The sequence below is a fragment of the Streptomyces sp. NPDC094034 genome (assembly GCF_040303865.1).
GTDB lineage: Bacteria > Actinomycetota > Actinomycetes > Streptomycetales > Streptomycetaceae > Streptomyces.
Map to the genome: position 1 here is coordinate 109,278 of NZ_JBEOUD010000016.1, position 22,091 is coordinate 131,368.

At 71.4% G+C, this 22,091-nt stretch carries 20 protein-coding genes; 8 read left to right on the forward strand and 12 right to left on the reverse strand.

From position 1 onward, the window contains the following. Nucleotides 1-14: 14 nt before the first annotated feature. Genes ABTZ59_RS16870 through ABTZ59_RS16885 form a run of 4 tightly spaced genes read right to left on the reverse strand, consistent with a single transcriptional unit; the run spans nucleotide 15 to nucleotide 3,643 of the window. Entirely contained in the window at nucleotides 15-1,088 is a 1,074-nt protein-coding gene (locus ABTZ59_RS16870) for an HAD-IIIC family phosphatase (protein ID WP_351397308.1), read from the reverse strand. Further along, nucleotides 1,085-2,371, reverse strand: a complete 1,287-nt coding sequence (locus tag ABTZ59_RS16875; RefSeq protein WP_351397311.1) for an acyl-CoA dehydrogenase family protein — start codon at nucleotides 2,369-2,371, stop codon at nucleotides 1,085-1,087. The genes ABTZ59_RS16870 and ABTZ59_RS16875 overlap by 4 nt, the downstream gene beginning before the upstream one ends. Next, the gene (locus ABTZ59_RS16880) at nucleotides 2,355-2,633 is read right to left on the reverse strand and encodes an acyl carrier protein (RefSeq protein ID WP_351397314.1); all 279 of its coding nucleotides are present in this window, start codon (nucleotides 2,631-2,633) and stop codon (nucleotides 2,355-2,357) included. Before ABTZ59_RS16880 ends, ABTZ59_RS16875 begins: the two co-directional genes overlap by 17 nt. After that, nucleotides 2,630-3,643, reverse strand: coding sequence for a 3-oxoacyl-ACP synthase III family protein (locus tag ABTZ59_RS16885; RefSeq protein ID WP_351397317.1), 1,014 nt, complete (start codon nucleotides 3,641-3,643; stop codon nucleotides 2,630-2,632). The genes ABTZ59_RS16880 and ABTZ59_RS16885 overlap by 4 nt, the downstream gene beginning before the upstream one ends. Before the next feature lie 502 nt (nucleotides 3,644-4,145). On the opposite strand from ABTZ59_RS16885, the gene ABTZ59_RS16890 reads away from it, so the two are divergent. From ABTZ59_RS16890 to ABTZ59_RS16905, 4 genes are all read left to right on the forward strand, one after another. Further along, nucleotides 4,146-4,865 carry a GntR family transcriptional regulator gene (locus ABTZ59_RS16890; protein WP_351397320.1) on the forward strand — a complete coding sequence of 240 codons (720 nt, stop codon included), beginning with the start codon at nucleotides 4,146-4,148 and terminating at the stop codon, nucleotides 4,863-4,865. Beyond that, nucleotides 4,862-5,854: an ADP-ribosylglycohydrolase family protein gene (locus ABTZ59_RS16895; RefSeq protein WP_351397323.1), complete on the forward strand. Its 993-nt coding sequence runs from the start codon at nucleotides 4,862-4,864 to the stop codon at nucleotides 5,852-5,854. Before ABTZ59_RS16890 ends, ABTZ59_RS16895 begins: the two co-directional genes overlap by 4 nt. Before the next feature lie 189 nt (nucleotides 5,855-6,043). Continuing rightward, a complete protein-coding gene (locus ABTZ59_RS16900; RefSeq protein ID WP_351397327.1) occupies nucleotides 6,044-7,522 on the forward strand; it encodes a purine-cytosine permease family protein in 1,479 nt (492 codons plus the stop codon). Beyond that, the gene (locus ABTZ59_RS16905; protein ID WP_351397330.1) at nucleotides 7,519-8,487 is read left to right on the forward strand and encodes a PfkB family carbohydrate kinase; all 969 of its coding nucleotides are present in this window, start codon (nucleotides 7,519-7,521) and stop codon (nucleotides 8,485-8,487) included. The genes ABTZ59_RS16900 and ABTZ59_RS16905 overlap by 4 nt, the downstream gene beginning before the upstream one ends. Nucleotides 8,488-8,528: 41 nt before the next feature. On the opposite strand, the gene ABTZ59_RS16910 is transcribed toward ABTZ59_RS16905, so the two are convergent. From ABTZ59_RS16910 to ABTZ59_RS16920, 3 genes are all read right to left on the reverse strand, one after another. Further along, on the reverse strand, nucleotides 8,529-9,230 hold the full coding sequence (locus ABTZ59_RS16910) for a ribonuclease H family protein (protein WP_351397333.1): 702 nt from the start codon (nucleotides 9,228-9,230) through the stop codon (nucleotides 8,529-8,531). A gap of 104 nt (nucleotides 9,231-9,334) precedes the next feature. After that, a complete protein-coding gene (locus tag ABTZ59_RS16915) occupies nucleotides 9,335-10,240 on the reverse strand; it encodes an NADP-dependent oxidoreductase (RefSeq protein WP_351397336.1) in 906 nt (301 codons plus the stop codon). A 132-nt stretch (nucleotides 10,241-10,372) separates the two neighbouring features. Then, entirely contained in the window at nucleotides 10,373-10,894 is a 522-nt protein-coding gene (locus ABTZ59_RS16920; RefSeq protein WP_351397339.1) for a MarR family winged helix-turn-helix transcriptional regulator, read from the reverse strand. 124 nt (nucleotides 10,895-11,018) lie between these two features. Between ABTZ59_RS16920 and ABTZ59_RS16925 the strand changes: the two genes are divergently transcribed. Next, entirely contained in the window at nucleotides 11,019-11,435 is a 417-nt protein-coding gene (locus ABTZ59_RS16925; RefSeq protein WP_351397342.1) for an organic hydroperoxide resistance protein, read from the forward strand. Between the two features lie 29 nt (nucleotides 11,436-11,464). Here ABTZ59_RS16925 and ABTZ59_RS16930 read toward each other — a convergent pair whose 3' ends face one another. The 4 genes from ABTZ59_RS16930 to ABTZ59_RS16945 form a co-directional block, all read right to left on the reverse strand. After that, nucleotides 11,465-12,790: a DUF3089 domain-containing protein gene (locus ABTZ59_RS16930; RefSeq protein WP_351397345.1), complete on the reverse strand. Its 1,326-nt coding sequence runs from the start codon at nucleotides 12,788-12,790 to the stop codon at nucleotides 11,465-11,467. A 295-nt stretch (nucleotides 12,791-13,085) separates the two neighbouring features. Continuing rightward, nucleotides 13,086-13,961, reverse strand: coding sequence for an LLM class F420-dependent oxidoreductase (locus ABTZ59_RS16935; RefSeq protein WP_351397348.1), 876 nt, complete (start codon nucleotides 13,959-13,961; stop codon nucleotides 13,086-13,088). A gap of 366 nt (nucleotides 13,962-14,327) precedes the next feature. Then, on the reverse strand, nucleotides 14,328-15,911 hold the full coding sequence (locus tag ABTZ59_RS16940; RefSeq protein WP_351397351.1) for a glycerol-3-phosphate dehydrogenase/oxidase: 1,584 nt from the start codon (nucleotides 15,909-15,911) through the stop codon (nucleotides 14,328-14,330). Further along, complete coding sequence (locus ABTZ59_RS16945; RefSeq protein WP_351397354.1) at nucleotides 15,908-16,507, reverse strand: TetR/AcrR family transcriptional regulator; 600 nt, start codon at nucleotides 16,505-16,507, stop codon at nucleotides 15,908-15,910. The genes ABTZ59_RS16940 and ABTZ59_RS16945 overlap by 4 nt, the downstream gene beginning before the upstream one ends. A 153-nt stretch (nucleotides 16,508-16,660) precedes the next feature. Here ABTZ59_RS16945 and ABTZ59_RS16950 point away from each other — a divergent pair, with 153 nt between their 5' ends. The 3 genes from ABTZ59_RS16950 (at nucleotide 16,661) to ABTZ59_RS16960 (ending at nucleotide 20,610) form a co-directional block, all read left to right on the forward strand. Beyond that, the gene (locus ABTZ59_RS16950) at nucleotides 16,661-18,280 is read left to right on the forward strand and encodes an FAD-binding oxidoreductase (protein ID WP_351397357.1); all 1,620 of its coding nucleotides are present in this window, start codon (nucleotides 16,661-16,663) and stop codon (nucleotides 18,278-18,280) included. 2 nt (nucleotides 18,281-18,282) lie between these two features. Next, nucleotides 18,283-19,164, forward strand: coding sequence for a diacylglycerol/lipid kinase family protein (locus ABTZ59_RS16955; protein WP_351397361.1), 882 nt, complete (start codon nucleotides 18,283-18,285; stop codon nucleotides 19,162-19,164). A gap of 309 nt (nucleotides 19,165-19,473) precedes the next feature. Further along, complete coding sequence (locus ABTZ59_RS16960; RefSeq protein WP_351397364.1) at nucleotides 19,474-20,610, forward strand: PQQ-dependent sugar dehydrogenase; 1,137 nt, start codon at nucleotides 19,474-19,476, stop codon at nucleotides 20,608-20,610. A gap of 200 nt (nucleotides 20,611-20,810) precedes the next feature. On the opposite strand, the gene ABTZ59_RS16965 is transcribed toward ABTZ59_RS16960, so the two are convergent. Then, nucleotides 20,811-22,079 (reverse strand): alpha-L-fucosidase, encoded by a 1,269-nt coding sequence (locus tag ABTZ59_RS16965; protein WP_351397367.1) that lies wholly within the window; start codon nucleotides 22,077-22,079, stop codon nucleotides 20,811-20,813. Nucleotides 22,080-22,091: the final 12 nt, after the last annotated feature.

A 22,091-nucleotide genomic window follows, 5' to 3' on the forward strand; every position in this document is an offset into this window, starting at 1 on the left:
GTGATCTCCCCCTCTCACTCCGCGCCGGTGATCACACGGGTGTGGCCCTGGTGCTCCGGAGCCGGACCGTCCTGATCGACCGCGAGCACCATCTGGCCGTCCTCGGTGGCGACCGGCCGATACCCCGCGAAGCGGAGAGTGACCAGCATGTTCCGGTTGACGTCGGTGGGTACGAAGTGCGCGACGGGCCGACGGCCCTCCGCCAGTGCCTCCCGGACCAGATGGTTGAGGAGAACACCGCCCACACCCCGTGACGCGACCCGGCAGGACATCAGCATCAGCCGCAGGACCGAGTCCGAGGGGGTGAGTTCGGTGACGGCGAGGCCGATGATCCCGTAGTCACCGAACCGGTCGCTGAGCCGTGCCACCCGCACCTGATGGTCCGGTGACGCGCTCAGTGCCCGCAGTTCGTCCGCGTCGTAGGTCAGACCGGTGCTGTTGAGCTGATGGGTCCTGACGGTCAGTTCGCTGGCCCGCGCGAGATCGTCCTCGGTGGCCGGGCGCAGCCGCATCACCAGATCGAGTGAGGCGAGGAAGGCCTGCCGGTCCTCGCCGAACTCCTCTTCCGCCTCCCGGCGCCGCCACTCGGTGCGATAGAGCGCGCGTCGCCGGGACGCCTCCTCGGTCACCTGCTCCGGCTGGAATTCGGGGCGGTCCGGGAGCCGGCCGACCTCGTCGGCCGGGTAGCACCGGACCATGGGCAGTGCCGCCGCGACCTCGGCCCGTTCCGCGGGGTCGTTGTCGACGAACGCGAGAGTGTCCAGGCCGATGTTGAGGGTTTCGGCGATGCGCCGCAGCGCGGCGGACTTGGCGCCCCAGCCGACCTGGACCGCGCAGAACCAGTCGTCCAGGCCGCGGTCCGTCAGATGACGGGTGACGGCGCTGTGTTCGCTGCGGCTGGCGGCGGCGTGCAGGATGCCCCGCTTGTCCAGGGCGCTGAGGGTTTCCAGGGCCTCGGGGAAGGGCTCGGGATCGTCGTTCTCCAGTACGACCCCGTCCCACAGAGTGTCGTCCAGGTCCCACACCAGGCACTTGACGACAGGGGCGGTCCCCGGGGCGCGCGTACGGGAGTCCTGGTCCGGTGTCATGCCGACTCCCCGGGGCCTCGCGTGCCGGAGGCGGGCGGAGCGCCGAACTGACGCAGAAGGCGATCGGCTATGTGGAGTTCGGACACGTGCTGCGCTCCTTCGATGATCTCCATGACCTTGGCGTCCCGGAAGTGGCGTCCCGGTCTGCTGTCGGGTTCACAACCGGCCGAGCCGAGGATCTGTACGGTGTCGCGGCTGACCGAGGCGGCGGCAGCGGCGGCCGCGTACTTGGCGACGATGGTCTCCGTGACGCCCCGGCCGGGCCCCGGCGCCCGGAACTGCGCCGCCCGGCGGGCCAGTTCACGCGCGCCGGCGGTGTCCACCGCGCAGCGGGCCAGCAGGGAGCGGACCAGTTGGTGATCGGCGAGCGGCACCCCGCCCTGGGTGCGGGTGGCGGCGTGCGTGGCGGCGTCGGCGACACACGCCTCGGCCATGCCCACGCAGCCCCAGGCGACCGTGAAGCGTCCGTGGTCGAGGGCGGTGGCCGCGACATGGGACAGCCCGAGCCCCGGCGGGGCGACGAGATGGTCCCTGGGAACCCGCACGGCGTCGAAGGTGACATGGGCGATCCGCGCGGCGCGCATGCCCAGCTGGCCGGTCACCGGCTCCCGGCTCACGCCCGTACGGTCCGCCTCGACGAGGACGGTGGCAGGTTTGCCCCGGCTCTTGCCCAGCACCAGGAAGACATCGGCGACGGCCCCGAAGGTGATCCATTTCTTGTGGCCGCTCACCTCGATGTCCCCGCCGCCGCCGGGGTCGTCGACACGGGTCTCGACGGCCCCGAGCGCGCTGCCCGCTGCCTGCTCGGTGGCCGCGAAGCCCGCGGTCAGCTCTCCGCTCGCCAGTCTCGGGAGCCAGTCGGCGCGCTGTTCGCGGGTGCCCCAGCGCGCCAGCGCCGCCGCGACCATCCCCTGCACGGTCAGCAGCCCGCGCAACGCGCTGCACGCGCCGCCCAGATGCGCGGCGGCCTCGCCGAGCGCCGCGGGGCCGAGGCCCGCTCCGCCGTATCGCCGGGGCAGATCGGCGCCGAGCAGACCCGCGGCGGCCATGTCCTTCCGTACCGAGTCGGGCAGTCCGCCGCTCCGGTCCCAGTCGGCCGCCGGACCGCGTGCCCCGGCGGCGAGTTCGGCCGCCGCGCGTATCAAGGACCGTTCCGGCGCGGCCGGTTCGCCGTCGCCCGGACTGCCGGCGAGCGCCGGGGGGTCGTGCATCAGGGTGTGGTGGGTCGGGGTGTCGTCCGGCGGCCCCGCTCCGGGCGGCGTGGTGTCAGGCACCCTGGTCATCGGTTTCCGTCAGCCGGTCGGCCCCGGTCTTGCGGAGCACGAAATCCGTGATGCGGTTGGCCGTGCGGAAGCTGTCCAGGTCGAGGTCCTCCACTTCCACGGTGAACGAGAAGCGCTCCTCGACGAAGGTCACCAGTTCCAGCGCGAAGAGTGAGTTCGCGAGGCCCATGGCGAAGTAGTCGTCGTCCGGGCCGATCGGCCGGCGGAGGGCCGCGGTCAGGAACTCCGTGACCTCTTCGGTGATGCCGGTGATGCCGTTCACGCCACACCTTCCTGTGGTCCTGTCTCGACCAGCAGCAGACTCCAGGCGGCTACCGGACTGGCATTGATCAGTACGACGCGGTCCCCAGTGGCGAGTTCCTTGCGCTCCAGGGCCGTGTAGAGGTTCAGGAAGACATCGTTCGAGCCGAGGTGTCCGTAGCGCCGGAGGTTGTCCCGGCAGACGGGCAGGATGTCGATGCCGAGGGATTCCTCGGTGAAGGTGAAGCTGCCCTCGGACAGGTTGTGGCTGAGGAAGCCGCGGATGTCCGTCTGGCTCAGACCGTTGCGTTCCAGGACCTCGCGCAGCATCGCCGAGAGCGCGCCACGTGTCTCCATGGCGAGCCGGAAGGAGTAGGTGGCCGGGTCGCCGCATTCCTCATGCCACTGCGCGGTGGGCCGGTCGCGGTACTTCACCTGGAAGAGGTCCCAGTACCGGCCGTTGGTCCGCTGTGCGATGTCGAGGATCCGGACCAGGCCGCGGCGGGAGAGCAGCAGCGCCTGTCCGCCGTCGCCGTTGACCGTCACGGGGTGGCGGTAGCGCACCGCCGCGGCCGGCTTGCTGCCGTGTACGACCAGGACGTTGTCCATGGAGGGGTCCCCGGCCAGCAGCCCGCGGGCGGTGATCAGCGCGGCACTGATCGAGACACAGCCGAGCCCGCCCACCGCGAGGGTGGTCGCCGTATCGGCGCCGAGCAGATGCTGCAACCGGGTCGCCTCGGAGCTGAGCAGGGTCTCCGGTGCCCGCGACTCGACCAGGATCAGGGCTCCCAACTCCCGGGCGTCCACCCCGGATCGGTCGAGCACACGGCGCGCGGCGCGCTCGCAGAGCTCCACCGCGCTCAGCCGGTCGTCCGCCCGTACGGTGTCGATCCCCAGGCCCCCGCGGGTGCGGAGCTCGGTCTCGTCCCGTGCCGCCAGTCCGGCGACCGGTACGACCGGCTCCGGCAGATACCAGGCTGCCTCACGTACGGCGAGCGGTGCCGTGTCACCGCGCTCTGCTGGATCGGTCACGCGCTCTCCCTCTCGGTCCTGGGCGGCGGGGGAACCTGGGCTTCTGAGCATCGGCGCTGTTCGGCACGGGAGTTGGGGAGAGCGGCTGGGACAGCCCACGGGCCGTGTTCGTCGAGCCGATCACCACACCGTGCGGACGGATGTAAGCATCGACCCAACCCGGGGTCATATGACGCAGGTCACAGTAAAATGAGGAACGAGAGCATCCATTTCCTGACATACATCACGCCCGGCCATGACATCCGTCATCCCGAGCCAGGGCAGCCCCCTCTCTCGCGCACACCCCCGAGGGGCGGCGATTTCCGGCACACGCGCCCGCCCGGTCCGCGACTGTGACACAGATCACTTCCGGATGATTTGGCCCCGGCCGAATACTCACCCTTACTTCGCGCCCACCGAATCGCCCCCGGCGACGCGATGAAGGAGCGCGGGGCACGCATCGGCGAAAGAAAAACTCCGCGGGCTATGGACCGGAAGGATCCTGTCCGTTTACCTTCTAGACATGCCTGGACAGGTACACAAGCACCATCGCATCGCCCGCGTTCTCGCCGACGAGATCCGCTCCGGCGTCCATACCGACGGCAGCAGGCTGCCCGGGGAGCACGCGCTCACCCAGCGGTTCGGCGTCAGCCGCACCACTCTGCGGCAGGCGCTCCAGGTCCTCGGTGAAGAAGGGCTGATCTCCACCCACGCGGGGATCGGCTCCTTCGTCACCTTCGACGGGACGCCGCTGGACAACCGGCTCGGCTGGACCCGGGCGCTGGCCGAGCAGGGCACCGAGCTGACGACCCAGACCCTCCGCTTCGAGGAGGTGACCGATCCGGAGCTGGCCGCCGAACTGGGGCTCGCGTCAAGTGCGTTCATCGCGCTTGACCGGGTCAGACGGCTCGCCGACGGGCAGGGCGTATCGCTCGAACACAGCAGGGTGCCCGCCGCCGGTGACCTGGTGGGGCTGCCGGAGCGCGGCCTCGACGGCGGCTCCCTCAACCGGGCGCTGATCGCCGCGGGCCGTATCACCGACTCCGGCGAGGGCCAGGTGTCGGTCATCGGGCTCGACGCGGCGGAGGCCGCCGTACTGCACCGCTCCCCCGGCGAGTCCTTCCTGCGACTCGCCCAGCTCTACCGGGCCGCCGACGGCTCGGTCATCGAGCAGGTCACGAGCCTGCTCGACCCCGCCAGATTCGAACTGCGTGTGCGCTCGGGCCGAGGAGGCCGACTGTGACCGACCGACTCGACCGCGCCCTCGGCGCGTACTACGGACTCGCCCTCGGCGACGCCCTCGGCATGCCCACACAGGTGATGTCCCGGGAGGAGGTCGTACGGGTCTACGGCACCCTCACCGGCTTCGAACCCGCTCTCCCCGACAACCCGGTCAGCGCCGGCATGCCGGCCGGCTCCGTCACCGACGACACCGACCAGGCCGTCATCGTCGGCCGGCTGATCGACGAGGGCCGCGGCAGCATTGATCCGCTGCGTCTCGCCCATGAGTTGCTGGACTGGGAGAAGGAGATGAAGGCCAAGGGCTCCTTCGATCTCCTCGGCCCGTCCACCAAGGCCGCCCTGGACGCGGTGGCCCGTGGCGTACCGACGTACGAGGCGGGGAGGTACGGCACGACCAACGGCGCCGCGATGCGCGTCACCCCGGTCGGGATCGCCTTCGCCGTCGAGCCGCTCGACTCCTTCCTCGACCATGTCGTGGAGTCCTGCCAGGTCACCCATGACACAACCGTCGGAATCGCGGGCGCGGCGGCCGTCGCCGCCGCCGTCAGCACGGGTGTCGGAGGCGGCACACTGGAGGAGGCCGTCGCCGCCGCGGTGGCCGCGGCCCGGGCCGGCGCGCGGCGTGGGCACTGGGTCGCCGGGGCCGATATCGCGTCCCGGATCGAGTGGGCGCGGGAGCTGGTGCGGGGCCTCCCGGAGGCCAAGGCGCTGGACCGGATCTGCGCGCTCATCGGCACCAGCGTGGCCAGCCAGGAGTCGGTGCCCGCCGCCTTCGCGGTGCTCGCCGTGGCCGACGGCGAACCCTGGCGCGCCGCCCTGCTCGCCGCCAACCTCGGTGGCGACAGCGACACGATCGGCGCAATCGCGGGCGCGATCGCCGGATCGGTCGCCGGGCTCTCGGCGCTGCCCTCCGAGGCCGTCCGGACCCTCCGTACCGTCAACTCCCTCGCCCTGGAACCCCTGACCGCCCGGCTGCTCGCCCTGCGCTGAGCCGCCCCGAGACACCCGTGCGCCGCGCGGACATCCGGCCCCCGGACATCCGGACTCCCGGATCTCCGGACTCCCGGATCTCCTCCGGCCCGGAGCCCGCTCCCGCGCCGTCACCGCTCGCCGTGAGCACCGGCTACGACCAGCAGCTTCCACCACCCGCCCCTTCGCACCCCGCTAGGAGGTTCCGTCATGACCGTTTCGAAGACGAACGATCGCGTCGGTGCCATGGAGACCCGAGGGATCGAACCGGTCCCCGACAACGAACGGCACGGCCAGGCCGGACAGATGTTCTGGACCTGGTTCGCCGCCAATATCAGCATCCTCGGGCTCCCGCTCGGCGCGACGCTCGTCGCCTTCCGCGGCCTGAACATCTGGCAGGCGGTGCTCGTCGCCGTCGTCGGCTCCTTCGGCTCCTTCGCCCTGGTGGGGGCCCTGAGCCTGGCGGGCAAGAAGGGCGGCGCACCGGCACTCACCCTGTCCCGCGCGGTCTTCGGGCAGCGGGGCAACGCGGGTCCGACCCTGGTCACCTGGCTGAGCCGGGTCGGCTGGGAGACGATCACCACGACCACCGCGGCGTACGCGCTGCTCGCGCTGCTCGGTATCGCGTTCGGTGTCGGCCGCGGCACCGTGCTCACGCTCGTCTGTCTGCTGGTCTTCATCAGCTGCACACTGCTCATCAGCGGTCTCGGCCACGCCACCATCATGTGGATCAACAAGTGGGCCACGGTCGTCTTCGGCGTCCTGAATCTGATCGTGATGGGCTTCCTGGTCGCGACCGTCGACTGGAGCGGGGTCCTCGACTCCCCGGCGGGCCCGACCAGCGGTGTCATCGCGGGCATCGGTTTCATCGCGGCGGGTACCGGTATCGGCTGGGCCAACGCGGGCGCGGACTACGCCCGTTATCTGCCCCGCGAGATTCCGGGCAGCCGGCTGATCGTGGCCTCGGCGTTCGGCGCGGGCATCCCGCTCGTGCTGCTGATCTCGCTCGGCTCACTGCTCTCCGCGGGAGATCCGACGCTCGCCACGGCCTCCGACCCGGTCGCCGCCATCAACGCGATGCTGCCCTCCTGGATGGCGATCCCCTATCTGATCGCGGCCTTCGGCGGACTGCTGATGTCGAACCATCTGTCCACCTACTCGGCCGGGCTGACGATGATCACACTGGGGTTGCGGGTGCCGCGCCCCGTGGCCGTCGCCCTCGATGTGGTGCTGATGTTCGCCGGTGGCATCTATCTCATGCTGATCGCGGACGACTTCTACGGCCCCTTCTCCACCTTCCTGACGCTCCTGGCCGTACCCATCTCGGCCTGGATCGGGGTGATCGCGGTGGACTCGCTGCGCGGCCGTACATACGACCCCGAGGCGCTGATGGACACCACCCGCACCAGCCGGTACTGGTACACGGGCGGCTTCCATCTTCCCGCCGTCCTCGGCTGGGCCGTCGCCATCGTGGCCGGTCTGCTCTTCACCAAGGCGTCGACGAGCGAGACCGACGTCTGGTTCGCGGGCCCGCTCGCCGACACCTGGTTCGGTGAGAACGGGCTGGGCTGGGCGATCTCCATGGCCGTCGGCGCCGCGGTGTACGCGCTGTTCGGCCGCCGTACCGGCGCCACGGCCGGTACCGGCGACGAGCCCGTCTCCCCCGCCCTCCAGGAGACCGCACGATGAGCGGCCGTCTCGTCCTCGCCGGGAACGTCATCGCCGATCTGGTGATCGAGGTTCCCGCGCTGCCCGAACGCGGCGGCGATGTCATCGGCACACGTACGGAACTGACCGCGGGCGGCGGGTTCAACACCCTCGTCGCGGCCCGCCGCCTCGGTACGGAAGCGGTCTTCGCCGGGCTGCACGGCACGGGGCCGTACGGCGACCTCGTACGCGAGGCGCTCGCCGCCGAACACATCGGAGTCCTGCTGCCGGCCCGTACGGACGGCGACACCGGCTTCACCGTGGCCCTGGTCGACGGCGGCGGCGAACGTACCTTCGTCACCAGCTTCGGGGTCGACGCGGAGCTGACACAAGCCGACGTCGACGCGGTCACCGCGCGGCTGCGGCCCGGCGATGTGGTGCAGCTCTCCGGCTATGGACTGGTGATGCCGGTCAACGGGCCGCTGCTGGCACGCTTCGCCGCGGGGCTGCCGAAGGACATCACGGTCTGTTTCGACCCGGCGCCGCTGGTGGCCGACATCCCCGGGACGGTCCTCGCCCCGGTCCTGGCCCGTACGGACTGGCTCAGCGGCAACGCACGCGAGGCCCGGCTGATGACCGGACACGACGATCCGCGCGCGGCGGCGGTGGCACTGCGGGAGCTCCTGGCTCCGGGTGCGGGGGTGCTCGTACGGGCGGACAAGGACGGCTGCTGGCTCGCGGCGCCCGGTCAGGCGCCGCGGCATGTGCCGGGTTTCCCGGTCGAAGCGGTCGACAGCAACGGGGCGGGGGACGCGCATGTCGGCGCGTTCCTGGCCCTGCTCGGCCAGGGCCACGAACCGCTGACGGCCGCACGCGGAGCCAACGCGGCGGCGGCGTACGCGGTGGGGCGCCGCGGCCCGGCCACCGCGCCGGACCGCACGCAACTGGCGGCGTTCCTGGGCGGGGATCCCCTGGCGGAGCCGCTGTTCGGCGCGACGGACCGCTGACGGCCGGGGCCTCGCGACGGGCGAGCCCAGCAAGATCCAAACTAGGCCGGCGCCGCCGCCGTGGCGCACGCCGGGTGGCCCCAGCCGTCCGGGTTCTTGGCGATGGGTTCGCCCGCGGCATACGCGCGCCCACAGCGGCAGCGACCCGGGAACTTGGCGTTGAGCGTCCTCTTCGAACTCCCCGAGGCGCGCTGCCGCGACGGGGCCGCCTTCGCCGCGCCGCCCGAACGTACGGTGTCGGGCGCGGCCGGCGGTTCCGGGGAGTCGTACGCGCTGCCCGCGGCCTCCTGGGCGATCGCCGCCTGGCTGGCGGCCCGGTCGGCGAAGTCATTGAACCGGTCGCCGTTCACCTGGTGCGCGGGCACATACCGGAACTCCACCGAGCGCCCGGTGAGCAGCGTGTCGATGCTGACGACCAGGTCCTGATTGGCGACGGGCTTGCCCGCGGATGTCTTCCAGCCCTTGCGCTTCCATCCGGGCAGCCAGGTGGTGACCGCCTTCATGGCGTACTGGGAGTCCATCCGGATCTCCAGCGGCACGCTGGGGTCGACGGCCGTCAACAGGCGCTCCAGCGCGGTGAGTTCCGCGACATTGTTGGTCGCCGTGCCCAGCGGGCCCGCCTCCCACCGTACGGAGGTCCCGTCACCCTCGGCGATGACCCAGGCCCAGCCGGCGGGCCCGGGATTTCCTTTCGACGCCCCGTCACACGCGGCGATAACGCGTTCAGCCATGCCACCGATCATGCCAGTGCCCCGTACCCCGCCGAGCACCGCACCCTCGTCTCCCCACCGACCGAGCCGCCTGTCCCTCCGGGGCGGGCTTCGGCCGCGCTCCGGTCAGACTCCGGTCAGACTCCGGTCAGCCGCAGGACGACCTTGCCCATGGCATGTCCTCCCTGGCTGATCTCGTGGGCCTTCGCCGCGTCGGCGAGCGTGAACTCCGCGGCGATACGGACGCCGAACTTTCCCTCGCCGGCGAGGCGCGCCGCCTTGGCCAGGGCGTCGAACGCCGATGCCTTGGTGGTGATCCGCACGCCGTGCTCGGGGGCGGAGAGGTCGGCGACGGTCACCACCCTGTCGGGGGAACCGGTGATCGCGACGAGATCCGACAGGGATCCTTTGCCGACGGTGTCGAGCGCGGCGTCGACCCCGTTCGGGGCGAGGGCGGCCACGCGCTCGGGCAGTCCCGGTCCGTAGGTGGTGGCCTCGGCGCCGAGGGAGCGCAGATACGCGTGGTTCGACTCACCGGCCGTACCGATCACCGCGACCCCGTCGGCGAGCGCGAACTGCGCGGCGGCGCTGCCCACCCCGCCCGCGGCACCATCGATCAGAAGCGTCTGCCCAGGGGACGGATCAAGGATCTTCAGGGCGCGCGCCGCGGTCTCCGAGGCGAACGCGAGCCCGGCCGCCTGGGACCAGTCGAGCGAGGCGGGCTTCGGAGCGAAGTGCCCCAGGACGGCGAACTGCGCGGAGGTCGCGGTGCCGAGCCCGAACACCTCGTCCCCCACGGCGACCGCGTCGACGCCCTCGCCGACCTCGTCGACGACACCGGCCGCCTCCACACCGGGAATCGCGGGCAGCTTCCGCGGCATCAGATCCTTGAGCCCTCCGGACCGCACCTTCCAGTCGACAGGGTTCACCCCGGCGGCGTACACCGCGATACGGATCTGTCCGGGACCGGCGTGCGGTTCCGGCATGGTGGCCACCCCGAGAACCGACGGATCGCCGTACTCCGCGTACTCCACTGCCAGCATGTCCCTGCGTCCTCTCGGTCCGATCCCGTCGTCCCCCACCTCCACTCTGTGGCACACCTCGGTACGGCACATCTCACGGAGCGGCCGTTCGGCGACAGGCCCGGACGCGCTGGTCGCCCGTACGGACAGCGCTCAGGAACGGCGCGCGTTGGCGCTGTCCAGAGCCGCGGTGAGCCTGCCCAGCGACTGGTGCAGCGCGGTGAGTTCACCCTCGTCGAAACCGGTCGAGGCGAGGACCGTCTCGGGCAGCACCCGGGCGCGCCGCTTGAGCGCCGCACCCGAGGTGGTCAGCCGGACGGTGACCGAGCGCTCGTCACTGCGGCTGCGCTCGCGCACCACGAGTCCGGCCGCTTCCAGTCGCTTGAGCAGGGGCGAGAGGGTCCCGGAGTCGAGCCGGAGCGCGAGGCCCAGCTCCTTGACGGTCAGCGAGTCGTGCTCCCAGAGGGCGAGCATCGCCAGGTACTGCGGATAGGTCAGGCCCAGCTCGCCCAGAAGCGGCCGGTAGAGCGCGTCGAACGCGCGGGAGGCCGCGTGCAGCGCGAAACACACCTGCCGGTCCAGGCGGAGCAGCTCCTCCGAGCGGGCTGCCCCGCGTACCGGCGGGGTGAGGTGTGCCGCCCCGTCCTCCAGGGCCGTGTCCGCTGTGCGTTCCATAAAGCCATCGTACTCTTTAGTTGTGCGCAATTGAATTGCGCTACACTCACCTCGTGGAGGTCGGCCGACGCCCCCGTCGTCGGCCGCCCTCCCGGCCATGCCGCGCCACTTTTGAGGAGATCCGATGACCACGACGCACTACACCGCCATCGCCACCGCGAACGGCCGCGACGGCCGGGCCGTCAGCTCCGACGGTCTCCTGGACGTCCAACTGGCGCCGCCGCGTGAGATGGGCGGCAGCGGCAAGGGCACCAACCCCGAGCAGCTCTTCGCCGCCGGCTACGCCGCCTGCTTCGCCAGCGCCCTGGGCGCGGTGGGCCGGGCCGGCGGTCATGACACCAAGGACGTGTCCGTGACGGCCGAGGTCGGCATCGGCGGCGATGTCGCCTCGGGCTTCGGGCTCTCCGTCGTCCTGCGGGTCGAGCTGCCCGAGCACCTCGAAGGCCCGCTGGGCCGGCAACTCGTCGACCAGGCCCACCAGGTCTGCCCGTACTCCAACGCCACCCGCGGCAACATCCCCGTCGAGCTGGTCGTCGAGTAGCCACCCGGCCGCTCGGCGCGACCGTACGGTCAAGGATTGCGGCGCTCCAGCCACGCACGGGTCTGCGCCTCGGTCAGCGCGATCAGGTCCCCCTGGGCCACATTGAAGTCCATGGCGTGCAGACCGGTCAGTCCGGCGGGCGCGGAGGCGGGGAAGTACGAGAGGTCCCCGCCGACCTGGAGCCAGTCGGCGCTGACCACGCCGTCGGTGGCATGGGCGCACTCCCCCGTGAGGGCGTCGGGGTGGTGGGCGAAGCCCGTGGCCAGGTTCGGGAGTTGGTAGCCGTTCAGGGGCACTGCCAGCGGTCCGTTCGGCAGGAGTGCGTTGCCACCGACCAGCCGCCGCGTGGGCAGATACAGATCGAGCGGTACGCGCGCGCCCCCGCCTTCGCCGCGCAGCAGCGCCGCCGGGTTGACGCAGACCACGCGGTGGCCGGGGCTCGCCGTTCTGCCGATCACGGCGGGCAGCGAGCCCTTGGGCAGGGAGTAGGTCGCGTACGAGACCACGCAGCCGGTGGGCATCGGGGCGCCGGCCGGGCGCCGGCAGGCGGGGATGTGCTGGAACGTCGACGCGGGGTCGGCTCCACCGCCCGCGTCCCGGCCCTCCGGCACCTCGATGTTCCCACCGATCAGTGCGGCGGCGACAAGCTGCCGCCGTACCCCGGGGTGTTCGTCCACGCGTTCCCGCATCAGTGCGGCGGCGACGGCCGTCCCCTGGGAGTGCGCCAGGATGACGACCCCGCGTCGCTCACCGGTCTCCGGGTCACGGTTGTCATGGGTCCAGTAGTCGTCCCAGGCGTCCCGGATGTCCATGGTCGCCGTGGTCAGGTCGGCGCCCGAGCCGATGACGATCCCGGCGAGCAGAGCGGGCAGCGGTACCTGGCGGTAGACCGGAACGAACATCCGGCACAGTCCGGCGAAGCGCGCACTCTGCATGAGCGTCACGGCCTGATGGACGTCCTGCGGCACCGGGGGCAGGCCGCCGATGCGCAGTGGTGGGTTGGGCAGCAGGTCCACCGTCGGGTAGGCGTAGAAGCAGTCGACGGGTGGCTTCTCGGTGACGGTGAACGGCTCGCGCTTCCCGCTTCCGTCGGCGGCGAACCGGGTGGCGTCCAGCAGCCGCGTCCCACCGCTCGGGTAACGGGTGACCAGCTCGGGGCCGCCCGACTGGGGGATGCCCTCGGCGTCCTGCCCGCAAGGGTTGTTCACCAGCCCCGGCCGGCACAGCCAGACGGTACGGTCCAGCGGGCGCGCGACCGGGTCGGCGGCTGCCGCGGGGGCCGGGCGCGCTTGCGCGCTCGCGGACGCCAGGACCATCGCGAGAACACCGGCCACCGGAATCAGAAGTCTTCGCACAGCGTCCATACGAGACACGGGTGTTCCCTCCCATCCGCAGGTGTGCGGTCGCTGTCCCGGCAGACCGGTCCGGCCCGTCCCTCTCACCTTGATCCAAAGGGCGAGACTTCACACCTCAGGCGCCGAGGATGGCGACAACCGGCCAACGTGATCAGAGGGACTGCCGTGTTCGCGCTCACCCCGGACCGCCTGCCCGACGGCATCCACCTCACCCTCTACATGAGGGTTGGACACCAGGCTCAGGCGTCAGGCGTCAGGCGTCAGGCGTCAGGCGTCAGGCGTCAGGCGTCAGGCGTCAGGCCAGGATCTCGGCGAGTCGGCGCCACTCGGCGCGCGGCAGGGCGCCCGGCGCCCCGGAAGCGCTGTCGCCCGTGACGATCTGGAGCGCGACATGGTCGGCGCCGGCCGAGTGGAAGGCGTCGATACCGCTCCGGATCCGGGCCTCGTCGCCCCAGGCGTAGACGGCGTCGATGAGCCGGTCGCTGCCGCCGTCGGCGAAGTCGTCCTCGGTGAACCCCAGCCGCAAGAAGCTGTTGGTGTAGTTGGGCAGGGCGAGATACCGGGCGAGATAGCCGCGGGCGGTCGCGCGGGCGGTGGCCGGATCGGCGTCGAGGACGACCTTCAGCTCAGGTGCGAGCAGGCGGTCGGGGCCGAGGAGTTCACGGGCCCGCTCGGTGTGTTCGGGGGTGACGAGGTACGGGTGCGCGCCGCCCGCGCGGTCGCGGGAGAGTTCGAGCATCTTCGGCCCGAGTGCGGCCAGCACGATCCGCCCGGCCGGCATCCCCGCCGCGTCCAGCGCGTCGAGATAGCCGACCATCGACGCGTAGGGGCGCCGGTACTGCTCGGCGAGCTGGGCGTGGCTGGCGCCGAGCCCGAGCAGGAACCGCCCCGGATGCCGGGATTCCAGCGTCAGGAAGCGGGCGACCACGTCGGCGGCCCCGTACTGCCAGATGCTGAGGATGCCGGTGGCGACGGTGAGCCGGGAGGTCGCCTCGATCAGGGGCGCCGCGTGCTCGACCGCGCTGCTGCCGCCCAGCCAGACGGCGCCGAAGCCGAGCTCCTCCAGTTCGGCGGCGGCCTCGGGAATCTCCCCGCGCAGGGCGGGATCCTCGGAGCGGAGCTCCGCGCTCCAGATCCCGTAACGGCCCACGGATTCCCGCAGATTCACCATCGTGTTGTCTCCCGCTCGGACTCGAATCCAGTGATGACCGTGCCCCCCGTGACCGTGCCAACCCGGGTCCCACGCGGCCTATTCCAGGGACTCCTTGAGCTCCTGGGACTCCTTGAGCTCCTGGGGACTTGGCGGGCTTCCGGTGCTTGCGAGCCTCCGGGGCTCCTGGAGCGCGCGGAGCGGCTGTCCCGCGAGACCGGGAAACGGCGCCCTTGCCATCATCACCGGCCGGGACGGCCCCCGCCTCGTCCACGCCGCCGAACAGCTGAACGGGTCCGGGACACCGGGAGCGCGGGATCGCGGGGGGCACGAGGGCACGGGGGCGCGGGAGCACGGGAGCACGGGGGCACGGGAGCGCGGGGCCGCTCAGACACCCGTGGCGGAACGTGCCGTCGTGGCCAGCGCCTCATATGCGGCGTCCAGCGCGGCGGCGCGGTCGGACGGTACGAGACCGACGCGGGTGCGGCGGTCCAGAAGGTCGGACACGTCGAGCGCACCCTCGTGCCGTACCGCCCACACGAGTTCGGCCCGCGTGATGTCCAGGCCGTCGGCCACGGGCGCGCGGAGGTCCGGGTTCCGCTCCCCCAGCGCATGGATCGCGGTCGCCTCCGTTCCGTAGCGTTCGATCAGTCCGCGTGGGGCGGAAAGAGTCGCCAGAGTCGCCCGTGACGCGGCGCCGACCAGAGGAAGGCGCGCGGTACCAGGGCCCGGCGCGGCGTCGAGGTGACGGGCGGTCAGCGCGGCGTCGACGGCGTCCTGGGCCATCCGACGGTAGGTGGTGAGCTTGCCGCCGACGACGGTCACCACCCCTTCCCGGGAGGTCACCACGGCATGCCCGCGCGAGAGGTCGGAGGTCCGGGGGCCGGCCGTATCCGCCTCATGGGAGGTGTCCAGCAGAGGCCGCAGCCCCGCGAAGGCGCCCACCACGTCACGGCGGCGAACCGGCGTGTCCAGTACGGTCCCCAGGATGTCGAGCAGAAAGCCGATGTCGGACTCCGGCGCCTCGGGCACGTCGGGCACGGGGCCGTCGACCGGCTCGTCGGTCAACCCCACGTACACCCTGCCGTCGTCCTGGGGGAGGACCAGCACGAAGCGGCTCGTCTCGCCCGGGATGGGGATGTGCAGGCCGGTGTGGAGACCGGCCAGGCTCTCGGCGCGGAGCACCAGATGGGTGCCGCGGGACGGGCGGAGCCGGATGTCCTCGACAAGCCCGCCGGCCCAGACACCGGTGGCGTTGATGACCATCCGGGCCCGGATCCGGGTTTCCTGCCCGGTCAGCTCGTCGCGTACCCGGGCTCCGGTGCCGGTGACGGACAGCGCGCGCGTCCGGGTCAGTACCCGGGCGCCATGGCCGGCGGCGGTTCGCGCTATCGCGGTCACGAGCCGCGCGTCGTCGACGAGCCGGCCGTCCCAGGAGCACAGTCCGCCGCGCAGCCCGTGCCCGCGCAGGCAGGGCGCCGCCCGCAGCGTCTCCACGGCGGACAGCCGTCGTGGTCCCGGCAGCGTGCGGCGAGCCGTGCCGGCCACGGCGCGCAGGAGGTCACCCGCGCGCAGCCCGGCCTCCGCGAGGACGGCGCTCCGACGTGAGGTGAGCGCGGTCAGCGGCATGACGAAGGGCTGGGCGCGTACGAGATGGGGAGCGGTGCGCTCCATCAGCACCCCGCGTTCCACCGCGCTCTCGTGGGCGACGCCCACCTGACCCGACGCCAGATAGCGCAGTCCGCCGTGGACGAGCTTGGAGCTCCACCGGGAAGTGCCGAAGGCCAGATCGTGCGCGTCGATCGCCGCCACCGAAAGACCGCGTGAGGCGGCGTCCAGTGCCGTACCCGCGCCGGTGACCCCCAGGCCCACCACCAGGACGTCGACCTGCTTCCCTGTGGCCAGTTCGGCCAGTTCCCCGGTCCGGCGTGCCGCGTTGAGGGAGAAGTCGGGGCGGGCTGCGGGGCTCATGGGGCCAGGGTCCTTTCGAGAAGGTGCCTGAGCTCGTCGTGGAAGGCGGCCTCGGTGAGCTCGGGATCGGTGTCGTCGGTCATGGTCCGCGTCGAGAACACGAACGACTGGAGCACCAGCAGCAGGCAACGCGCCTGCCGTACCGGATGGTCCGGGCGAATGGAGCCGTCCGCGTGCCCCCTCCGCAGCGCCTCCTCGATGAACTCCAGCACCCTGTCCTGGCTCGCGCCGCGCCGGTCGAAGAGGTAGGGGAGCAGCAGTTCGGGGTCGACGTCGAGGATCTTGCGCAGCAACGGGTGGCCGCGCAGCGCCCGGAGTCCGGCGACGAGGGTGTCGACCAGATGGGGCCGTACCCGCCGGGTTCCGTCGTCCGGCGGAACCGCTCCCAGGGTGACGGCCACCCATTCACGGGTCATGACGTCGCCGACGAGTGCGCGTACATCGGGCCAGCGCCGGTAGAGCGTCATCCGCGACACCCCTGCCCTGCGGGCGACGTCGGTCAGGGTCGTTCGTCGCACCCCGACCGCGAGGACACAGTCCCGCGCCGCGTCGAGAACAAGATTGTCGTCGCGCGGGGTGTTTCGTTTAGGCGTCACATGTCACAGTGTAACGACGGGGGCGGCGACAGCAAGGGACGGTCCGCGTCGCGCGCGGGAGCCCGACGGCCGTGGGGACCGTGGGAACCGTGAGCCCAACGACCGTGAGAACAAAGCCGATGAGGCCGACAGGCCGGACGAGCGAGGAATCGGATGGACCCGACGCACATGCTGTGGAGCGGATGGGGCGACCCGGGCGGAGCGGCGCCGCTGCCCGGCCCGATCACCGACGTACTGGGCGAACTGCTCGGCGTACGGCCCGGCGACGGGCGGCCGGTGGGACTGACCGACATCGAGCCGCGCGCCCACCGGCTGACCGCCGACGCCGAGGCAGCCCTCACCCGGATCGTGGGAGAGGGACAGGTCCTCACCGACGCCGAGAGCCGGGTCCGGCACACACGCGGCAAGTCCACCACCGACCTGCTGCGCATCCGCGCCGGCGCGGTCGACGACGCTCCCGACGCGGTGGTCGTGCCCGCCGACCACGACGACGTGCTCGCCGTCCTGCGGGCCTGCTCGTCGCATCGGGTCGCGGTCGTCCCCTTCGGGGGCGGCACCAGCGTGGTCGGTGGCCTCGCGCCCGGCACCCCCGGCTGTTTCATCGCCCTCGACCTGCGCGCGATGAACCGGCTGACCGCCCTGGACACGGTCTCGCGTACCGCGGTGCTGCAACCCGGGCTGCGCGGGCCCGAGGCCGAGGCGCTGCTCGCCGAACAGGGCTTCACGCTCGGCCACTTCCCCCAGTCCTACGAGTGGGCGACGATCGGCGGTTTCGCCGCCGCGCGTTCCAGCGGCCAGGCGTCGGCAGGCTACGGCCGCTTCGATGACATGGTGACGGCCCTGCGGGTGGCCACGCCCGAGGGGACCTGGGACATCGGGCGCGCTCCGCGCTCGGCCGCCGGGCCGGACCTGCGGCAGCTCGTGCTGGGCTCCGAGGGCGCGTTCGGCGTGATCACGTCGGTGACGGTACGTGTGCGCCCCGCTCCCGAGACCCGCGCCTACGAGGGCTGGCGTTTCGGCTCGTTCGCGGCAGGCCGGGACGCGCTGCGGGCACTCGCCCAGAACGGGCTGACGCCCACCGTGCTGCGGCTGTCCGACGAGACCGAGACCGCCGTCGGCCTGGCGGACCCCGGCTCCATCGGCGCCGCCTCCGGCGCCGGCACGGGCTGTCTGGCGGTCGTCGGTTACGAGGGCGGCGCGGCGGAGGTGCCGCAGCACCGGACGCGCACCCATGCCGAACTGCGCGACCGGGGCGGTGAGTTCCTGGGCGAGGCGCCCGGGAGGAAGTGGGTCGAGGGCCGCTTCCGCGCACCGTATCTGCGGGACGCCCTGCTGGACATCGGGGCGTTCGCCGAGACATTGGAAACCGCCGCGTTCTGGTCCGACATTCCCGCCCTGTACGAGAACGTGCGGAGCGCGCTCACCACCACCCTGACCGACGCGGGCACTCCCCCGGTGGTGATGTGCCATGTCTCGCACGTGTACCCGACGGGAGCGTCGCTGTACTTCACCGTGCTCTGCGCACAGGGCGACGATCCGGTGGCCAACTGGGCGCTCGCCAAACGGACGGCGGGCGAAGCGATCCTCGCGTCGGGCGGCACCATCAGCCATCACCACGGCGTGGGCACCGATCACCGTGACTGGTACGCCCAGGAGATCGGCCCGCTGGGCGTCGAGGTCCTTCACGCGGTGAAGGACAGACTCGATCCGTCCGGCATCCTCAATCCCGGCATCCTTCTGCCGCCCGTGCGGTCCCGGCCCACCGGAGCGTAGTCATGCGACAGTTCACCGCCGTCGTCAATCCGAGCGCGGGAGGCGCCGGATCGGCGGCGGCCCTCATCCCCCTCGCCGTACTGCTGCGCGAGGCCGGCGCCGAACTGGAAGTCGAATACAGCCGCGGTCTCGGCCACGCGCGCGAACTGGCCCTGGAAGCCGCCGGACGGGGCCGGATCGTGCTGGGCGTCGGCGGTGACGGCCTGACGGGGCGCGTCGTCGGCGCTCTCGCGGGAACCGACGCGGTCGGCGGGATCGTACCCACCGGCCGTGGGAACGACTTCGCCCGCGCGGTGGGCGTGCCCGCCGACCCGGCCCGGCTCGCCGAACTGCTCCTGCGCGGCGAGCCGAGAGCGACGGATGTCATCGAGGTCGAGTCGGCCGTTCACGACCGTATGCCCGTCCTCGGCAGTGTCTACGCCGGCGTCGACGCGCTGGCCAACCGCCATGCCAACCACAGCCGTCTGCTGCGCGGCGCCGCCTCCTACTACGTGGGAGGGCTGCGTGCCGTGATGAGCTGGCGCCCGGCCGGTTACCGCGTCACCGTCGACGGCACCGTCCATCACCGCAGGGGATTCACCGTCGTCGTGGCCAACTCCGGCTACTACGGCTTCGGCCGGCGCATCGCACCCGCCGCGGCCGTGAACGACGGCCTGCTCGATGTTGTCATCATCCATCAGGCCTCACGCCTGTTGTTCTTCGCCGTGATGAACGAACTCAGAAGCGGCGGACATGTGAACCGGCGTCAGGTGGAGACCCTGCGAGGGCACGAGGTGCGGATCGAGTGTGATCGGGACCTTCCCTATGGCGCGGACGGCGAGGTCGAGGCCGCCCTGCCGGTCACGGCACGGGTGCTGCCCGGAGCCCTGAACCTGCTGTCCTGACCCGTCCGACCCTCTGGTTCGTCCCTGCCCCCCTTGGCCCGTGCCTGCCCCTGGGCCCGTCCCCGCTCACTCCTTCGCGGTGGGGACGGGCCTGATGACGGGCAGACGGAAGGTAGGCGCCCACAGGAACGGAGGCAACTGGATCGAGCATTGGTCTACGCCAACCGCCCCTGTCCCTATATCCTCATCCGTGACCAGCGACACACAATCCCCCCCACCCAGGTTGCGTGCTGGCGCGGGCGACACCCACACGACTCTGCCCCAAGCAGCCGGGTTATCTCCCCACTCGCCGCCTCCAGGAGGATCACGGTGAAAGTTCGCACCAGAAGCTCGGCGATCATCGGCACCATCTGTCTCGTCGCGTCGCTCACGTTGGCCACGGCGTCCGCCGACGAGCCCGTCGCCCCACGTCAGGCGGCGGAGGTCACGCTCAAGCAGGTGGCCACGGCCCAGAATCCGATCGCCGGAGCGGCCGGACCCGGTGGCACGGTCTGGATAGCCGAACGCGCGGGTACCGTAAGGGTCCTGGGCGCTCAGGGACTCGGCAGGCCGGTCCTGGACATATCCGACGAGACGACCACCGACGGCGAACGCGGCCTGCTGGGCATCGCGTTCGACAAGAAGTTCGCGCACTTCTACATCTCGTTCACGGACCTCGAAGGCACGAGCACCGTGGACGAATTCAAGGTGCGGTACGGCAAGATCCAGCCGAACACCCGGCGCACCGTCCTCACTCAGACGCAGCCGTACTCCAACCACAACGGCGGCGACATCAAGTTCGGCCCGGACGGCTACCTCTACATCGCGCTGGGCGACGGAGGCTCGGGCGGCGACCCGCACGGCAACGGGCAGAACCTCGACACACTGCTCGGCAAGCTGCTGCGGATCGACCCGCGCGGCGGCCAGCCGTACGCGATCCCGTCGGACAACCCGTTCGTGAACGACCCGAACGCGAAGGACGAGATCTGGGCGTACGGGCTGCGCAACCCGTGGCGATTCTCCTTCGACGCGGGCACGGGCGACCTGCTGATCGGCGATGTCGGCCAGAGCGAGTGGGAGGAGATCGACTGGGCATCCGCGAACAGCGAGGGCGGCGAGAACTACGGCTGGGCCTCGATGGAGGGCAACCACCCCTTCCGGGGCGGCACGGAGCCCGCGAACCACGTACCGCCGGTCCACGAGTACGACCGTAACGGGCTGGGCTGCTCGGTGACCGGTGGATATGTCTACCGCGGCGACGCGATCCCGGATCTCAAGGGTCAGTACCTGTTCAGCGACTACTGCGACGGAACCGTCCGCGCGTTGCGGATGGAGAACGGCAAGGTCACCGGCGAGAGCGAGCTCGGCGTCAACGGCGGCCAGGTCATCTCGTTCGTGCAGGACGGCGACGGCGAGCTGTACCTGCTCGACATCGCCGGCAAGGTCTCCCGTATCGACCCGGCGTGACCTCCGTATCACCCGTATGACCCGTATGACCACCGCGTGACCTTGTGCGTGAGCGCCGCTGGACAAGGAGAACCATCGAGCGGGCCGGGCCCGGTGCTGAGCGATCAGCGCCGGGCCCTGCGGGCGCCGCTGTGCCGCGGCTCCACGCGCTCCTACGAAACGTGGAGCGCCGCCCCGTCGGTCATCCGGTCCGTACGGACTCAGGAGCGTCCGGCGCCGCGGTACAGGTCGAGTTCACCGTCCAGTTCCACGGCGAGGACCGTCGCGTGCTCATCGAGGTCGGCGGCCCCTGGCGGGTCGATCCAGAGCACGCCCGGCACCTCGTGGAGGCCGCCCAGGACCGTATGGCCCAGTTCGGTGCCGGTACCGAGCACGCTCACCCGGCGCACCGGTGTGCGCAGCCCCCGTACGCCGACGGGCCCGCGCGGAATGTCGAAGACCGTCAGATACAGGGTGCGGCCGTCGGCCGACAGGGTGCTCGGGCCGTAGTGATGCCCGGCGGGCAGACCGGCGACCGTCCCGTACACCGCGTCGCGGTGCCGGGCGATCCAGACGCCCATGCCTTCGAGGCGTTCGACCTGTTCGGCGGGCAGGGTGCCGTCCGCCTTCGGGCCGACCGAGAGCAGCAGATTGCCGCCCGCGCCGATCGTCTCGGTGAAGTAGCGGATCAGCTGGCCGGTGGACTTGTAGCGATGATCCCGGTGCCGATAGCCCCAGGAGTCGTTGAAGGTCAGGCACAGCTCCCAGGGGCCGTCGGGGGCCTCGATCGGCACGCCCTGTTCGGGGGTCGCGTAGTCACCCTCGCTGAGCATGCGCGCGTTCAGGACGCACGCGGGGAGTTCGGAGCGGATCAGCGCGGCCAGTTCGCGTATCCGCCACTGCTCCTCGGAGCGCTCCCATTCGCCGTCGAACCAGAGGAGATCGGGGCGATAGCGCGTGGCGAGCTCCCTGACCTGGCCGTCGCGGTAGTCCAGATAGCGTGCCCAGGCGGTCAGATCCTCCTGTTCCTCGGGGACTTCGGCGTACGGATTGGTCTCCTGCCCGGCGGGGCGGTCCTCGTGGCGCGTGGAGGCGTAGTCGGGGTGGTTCCAGTCGCTGTGCGAGTAGTAGAGGCCCACCTTCAGGCCCTGCTCACGGAGGGCTTCCGCGTAGGGACCGACCAGATCGCGGCCGGCGGGAGTGTGGCGTACCACGTCCAGATCGCCGAGCGCGGTGTCCCACAGGGAGACTCCGTCGTGGTGACGGCTGGTCAGCACCGCGTAGCGGGCGCCCGCTCGGGCGAACAGCCGCGCCCACTCGCGGGGGTCGTAGCGCGCGGCCGTGAACCCGTCGAGCTGGGCCATGTACTGGTCGTGCGGGACGTCGCCCTCGAAGAACGACCAGGATTCCTGGACTCCCTCCACTGCGTAGATGCCCCAGTGGAGGAAGATCCCGAACTTGGCGTCGGGGAACCACGGTTGCATGGTCATACGGCGCTCCTT

Coding starts and splice junctions, on each gene's coding strand:
- ABTZ59_RS16870 (WP_351397308.1), bottom strand. CDS start 1,088: ATGACACCGGACCAGGACTCCCGTACGCGCGCCCCGGGGACCGCCCCT.
- ABTZ59_RS16875 (WP_351397311.1), bottom strand. CDS start 2,371: ATGACCAGGGTGCCTGACACCACGCCGCCCGGAGCGGGGCCGCCGGAC.
- ABTZ59_RS16890 (WP_351397320.1), top strand. CDS start 4,146: ATGCCTGGACAGGTACACAAGCACCATCGCATCGCCCGCGTTCTCGCC.
- ABTZ59_RS16900 (WP_351397327.1), top strand. CDS start 6,044: ATGACCGTTTCGAAGACGAACGATCGCGTCGGTGCCATGGAGACCCGA.
- ABTZ59_RS16905 (WP_351397330.1), top strand. CDS start 7,519: ATGAGCGGCCGTCTCGTCCTCGCCGGGAACGTCATCGCCGATCTGGTG.
- ABTZ59_RS16910 (WP_351397333.1), bottom strand. CDS start 9,230: ATGATCGGTGGCATGGCTGAACGCGTTATCGCCGCGTGTGACGGGGCG.
- ABTZ59_RS16915 (WP_351397336.1), bottom strand. CDS start 10,240: ATGCTGGCAGTGGAGTACGCGGAGTACGGCGATCCGTCGGTTCTCGGG.
- ABTZ59_RS16920 (WP_351397339.1), bottom strand. CDS start 10,894: ATGGAACGCACAGCGGACACGGCCCTGGAGGACGGGGCGGCACACCTC.
- ABTZ59_RS16925 (WP_351397342.1), top strand. CDS start 11,019: ATGACCACGACGCACTACACCGCCATCGCCACCGCGAACGGCCGCGAC.
- ABTZ59_RS16935 (WP_351397348.1), bottom strand. CDS start 13,961: ATGGTGAATCTGCGGGAATCCGTGGGCCGTTACGGGATCTGGAGCGCG.
- ABTZ59_RS16940 (WP_351397351.1), bottom strand. CDS start 15,911: ATGAGCCCCGCAGCCCGCCCCGACTTCTCCCTCAACGCGGCACGCCGG.
- ABTZ59_RS16950 (WP_351397357.1), top strand. CDS start 16,661: ATGGACCCGACGCACATGCTGTGGAGCGGATGGGGCGACCCGGGCGGA.
- ABTZ59_RS16955 (WP_351397361.1), top strand. CDS start 18,283: ATGCGACAGTTCACCGCCGTCGTCAATCCGAGCGCGGGAGGCGCCGGA.
- ABTZ59_RS16965 (WP_351397367.1), bottom strand. CDS start 22,079: ATGACCATGCAACCGTGGTTCCCCGACGCCAAGTTCGGGATCTTCCTC.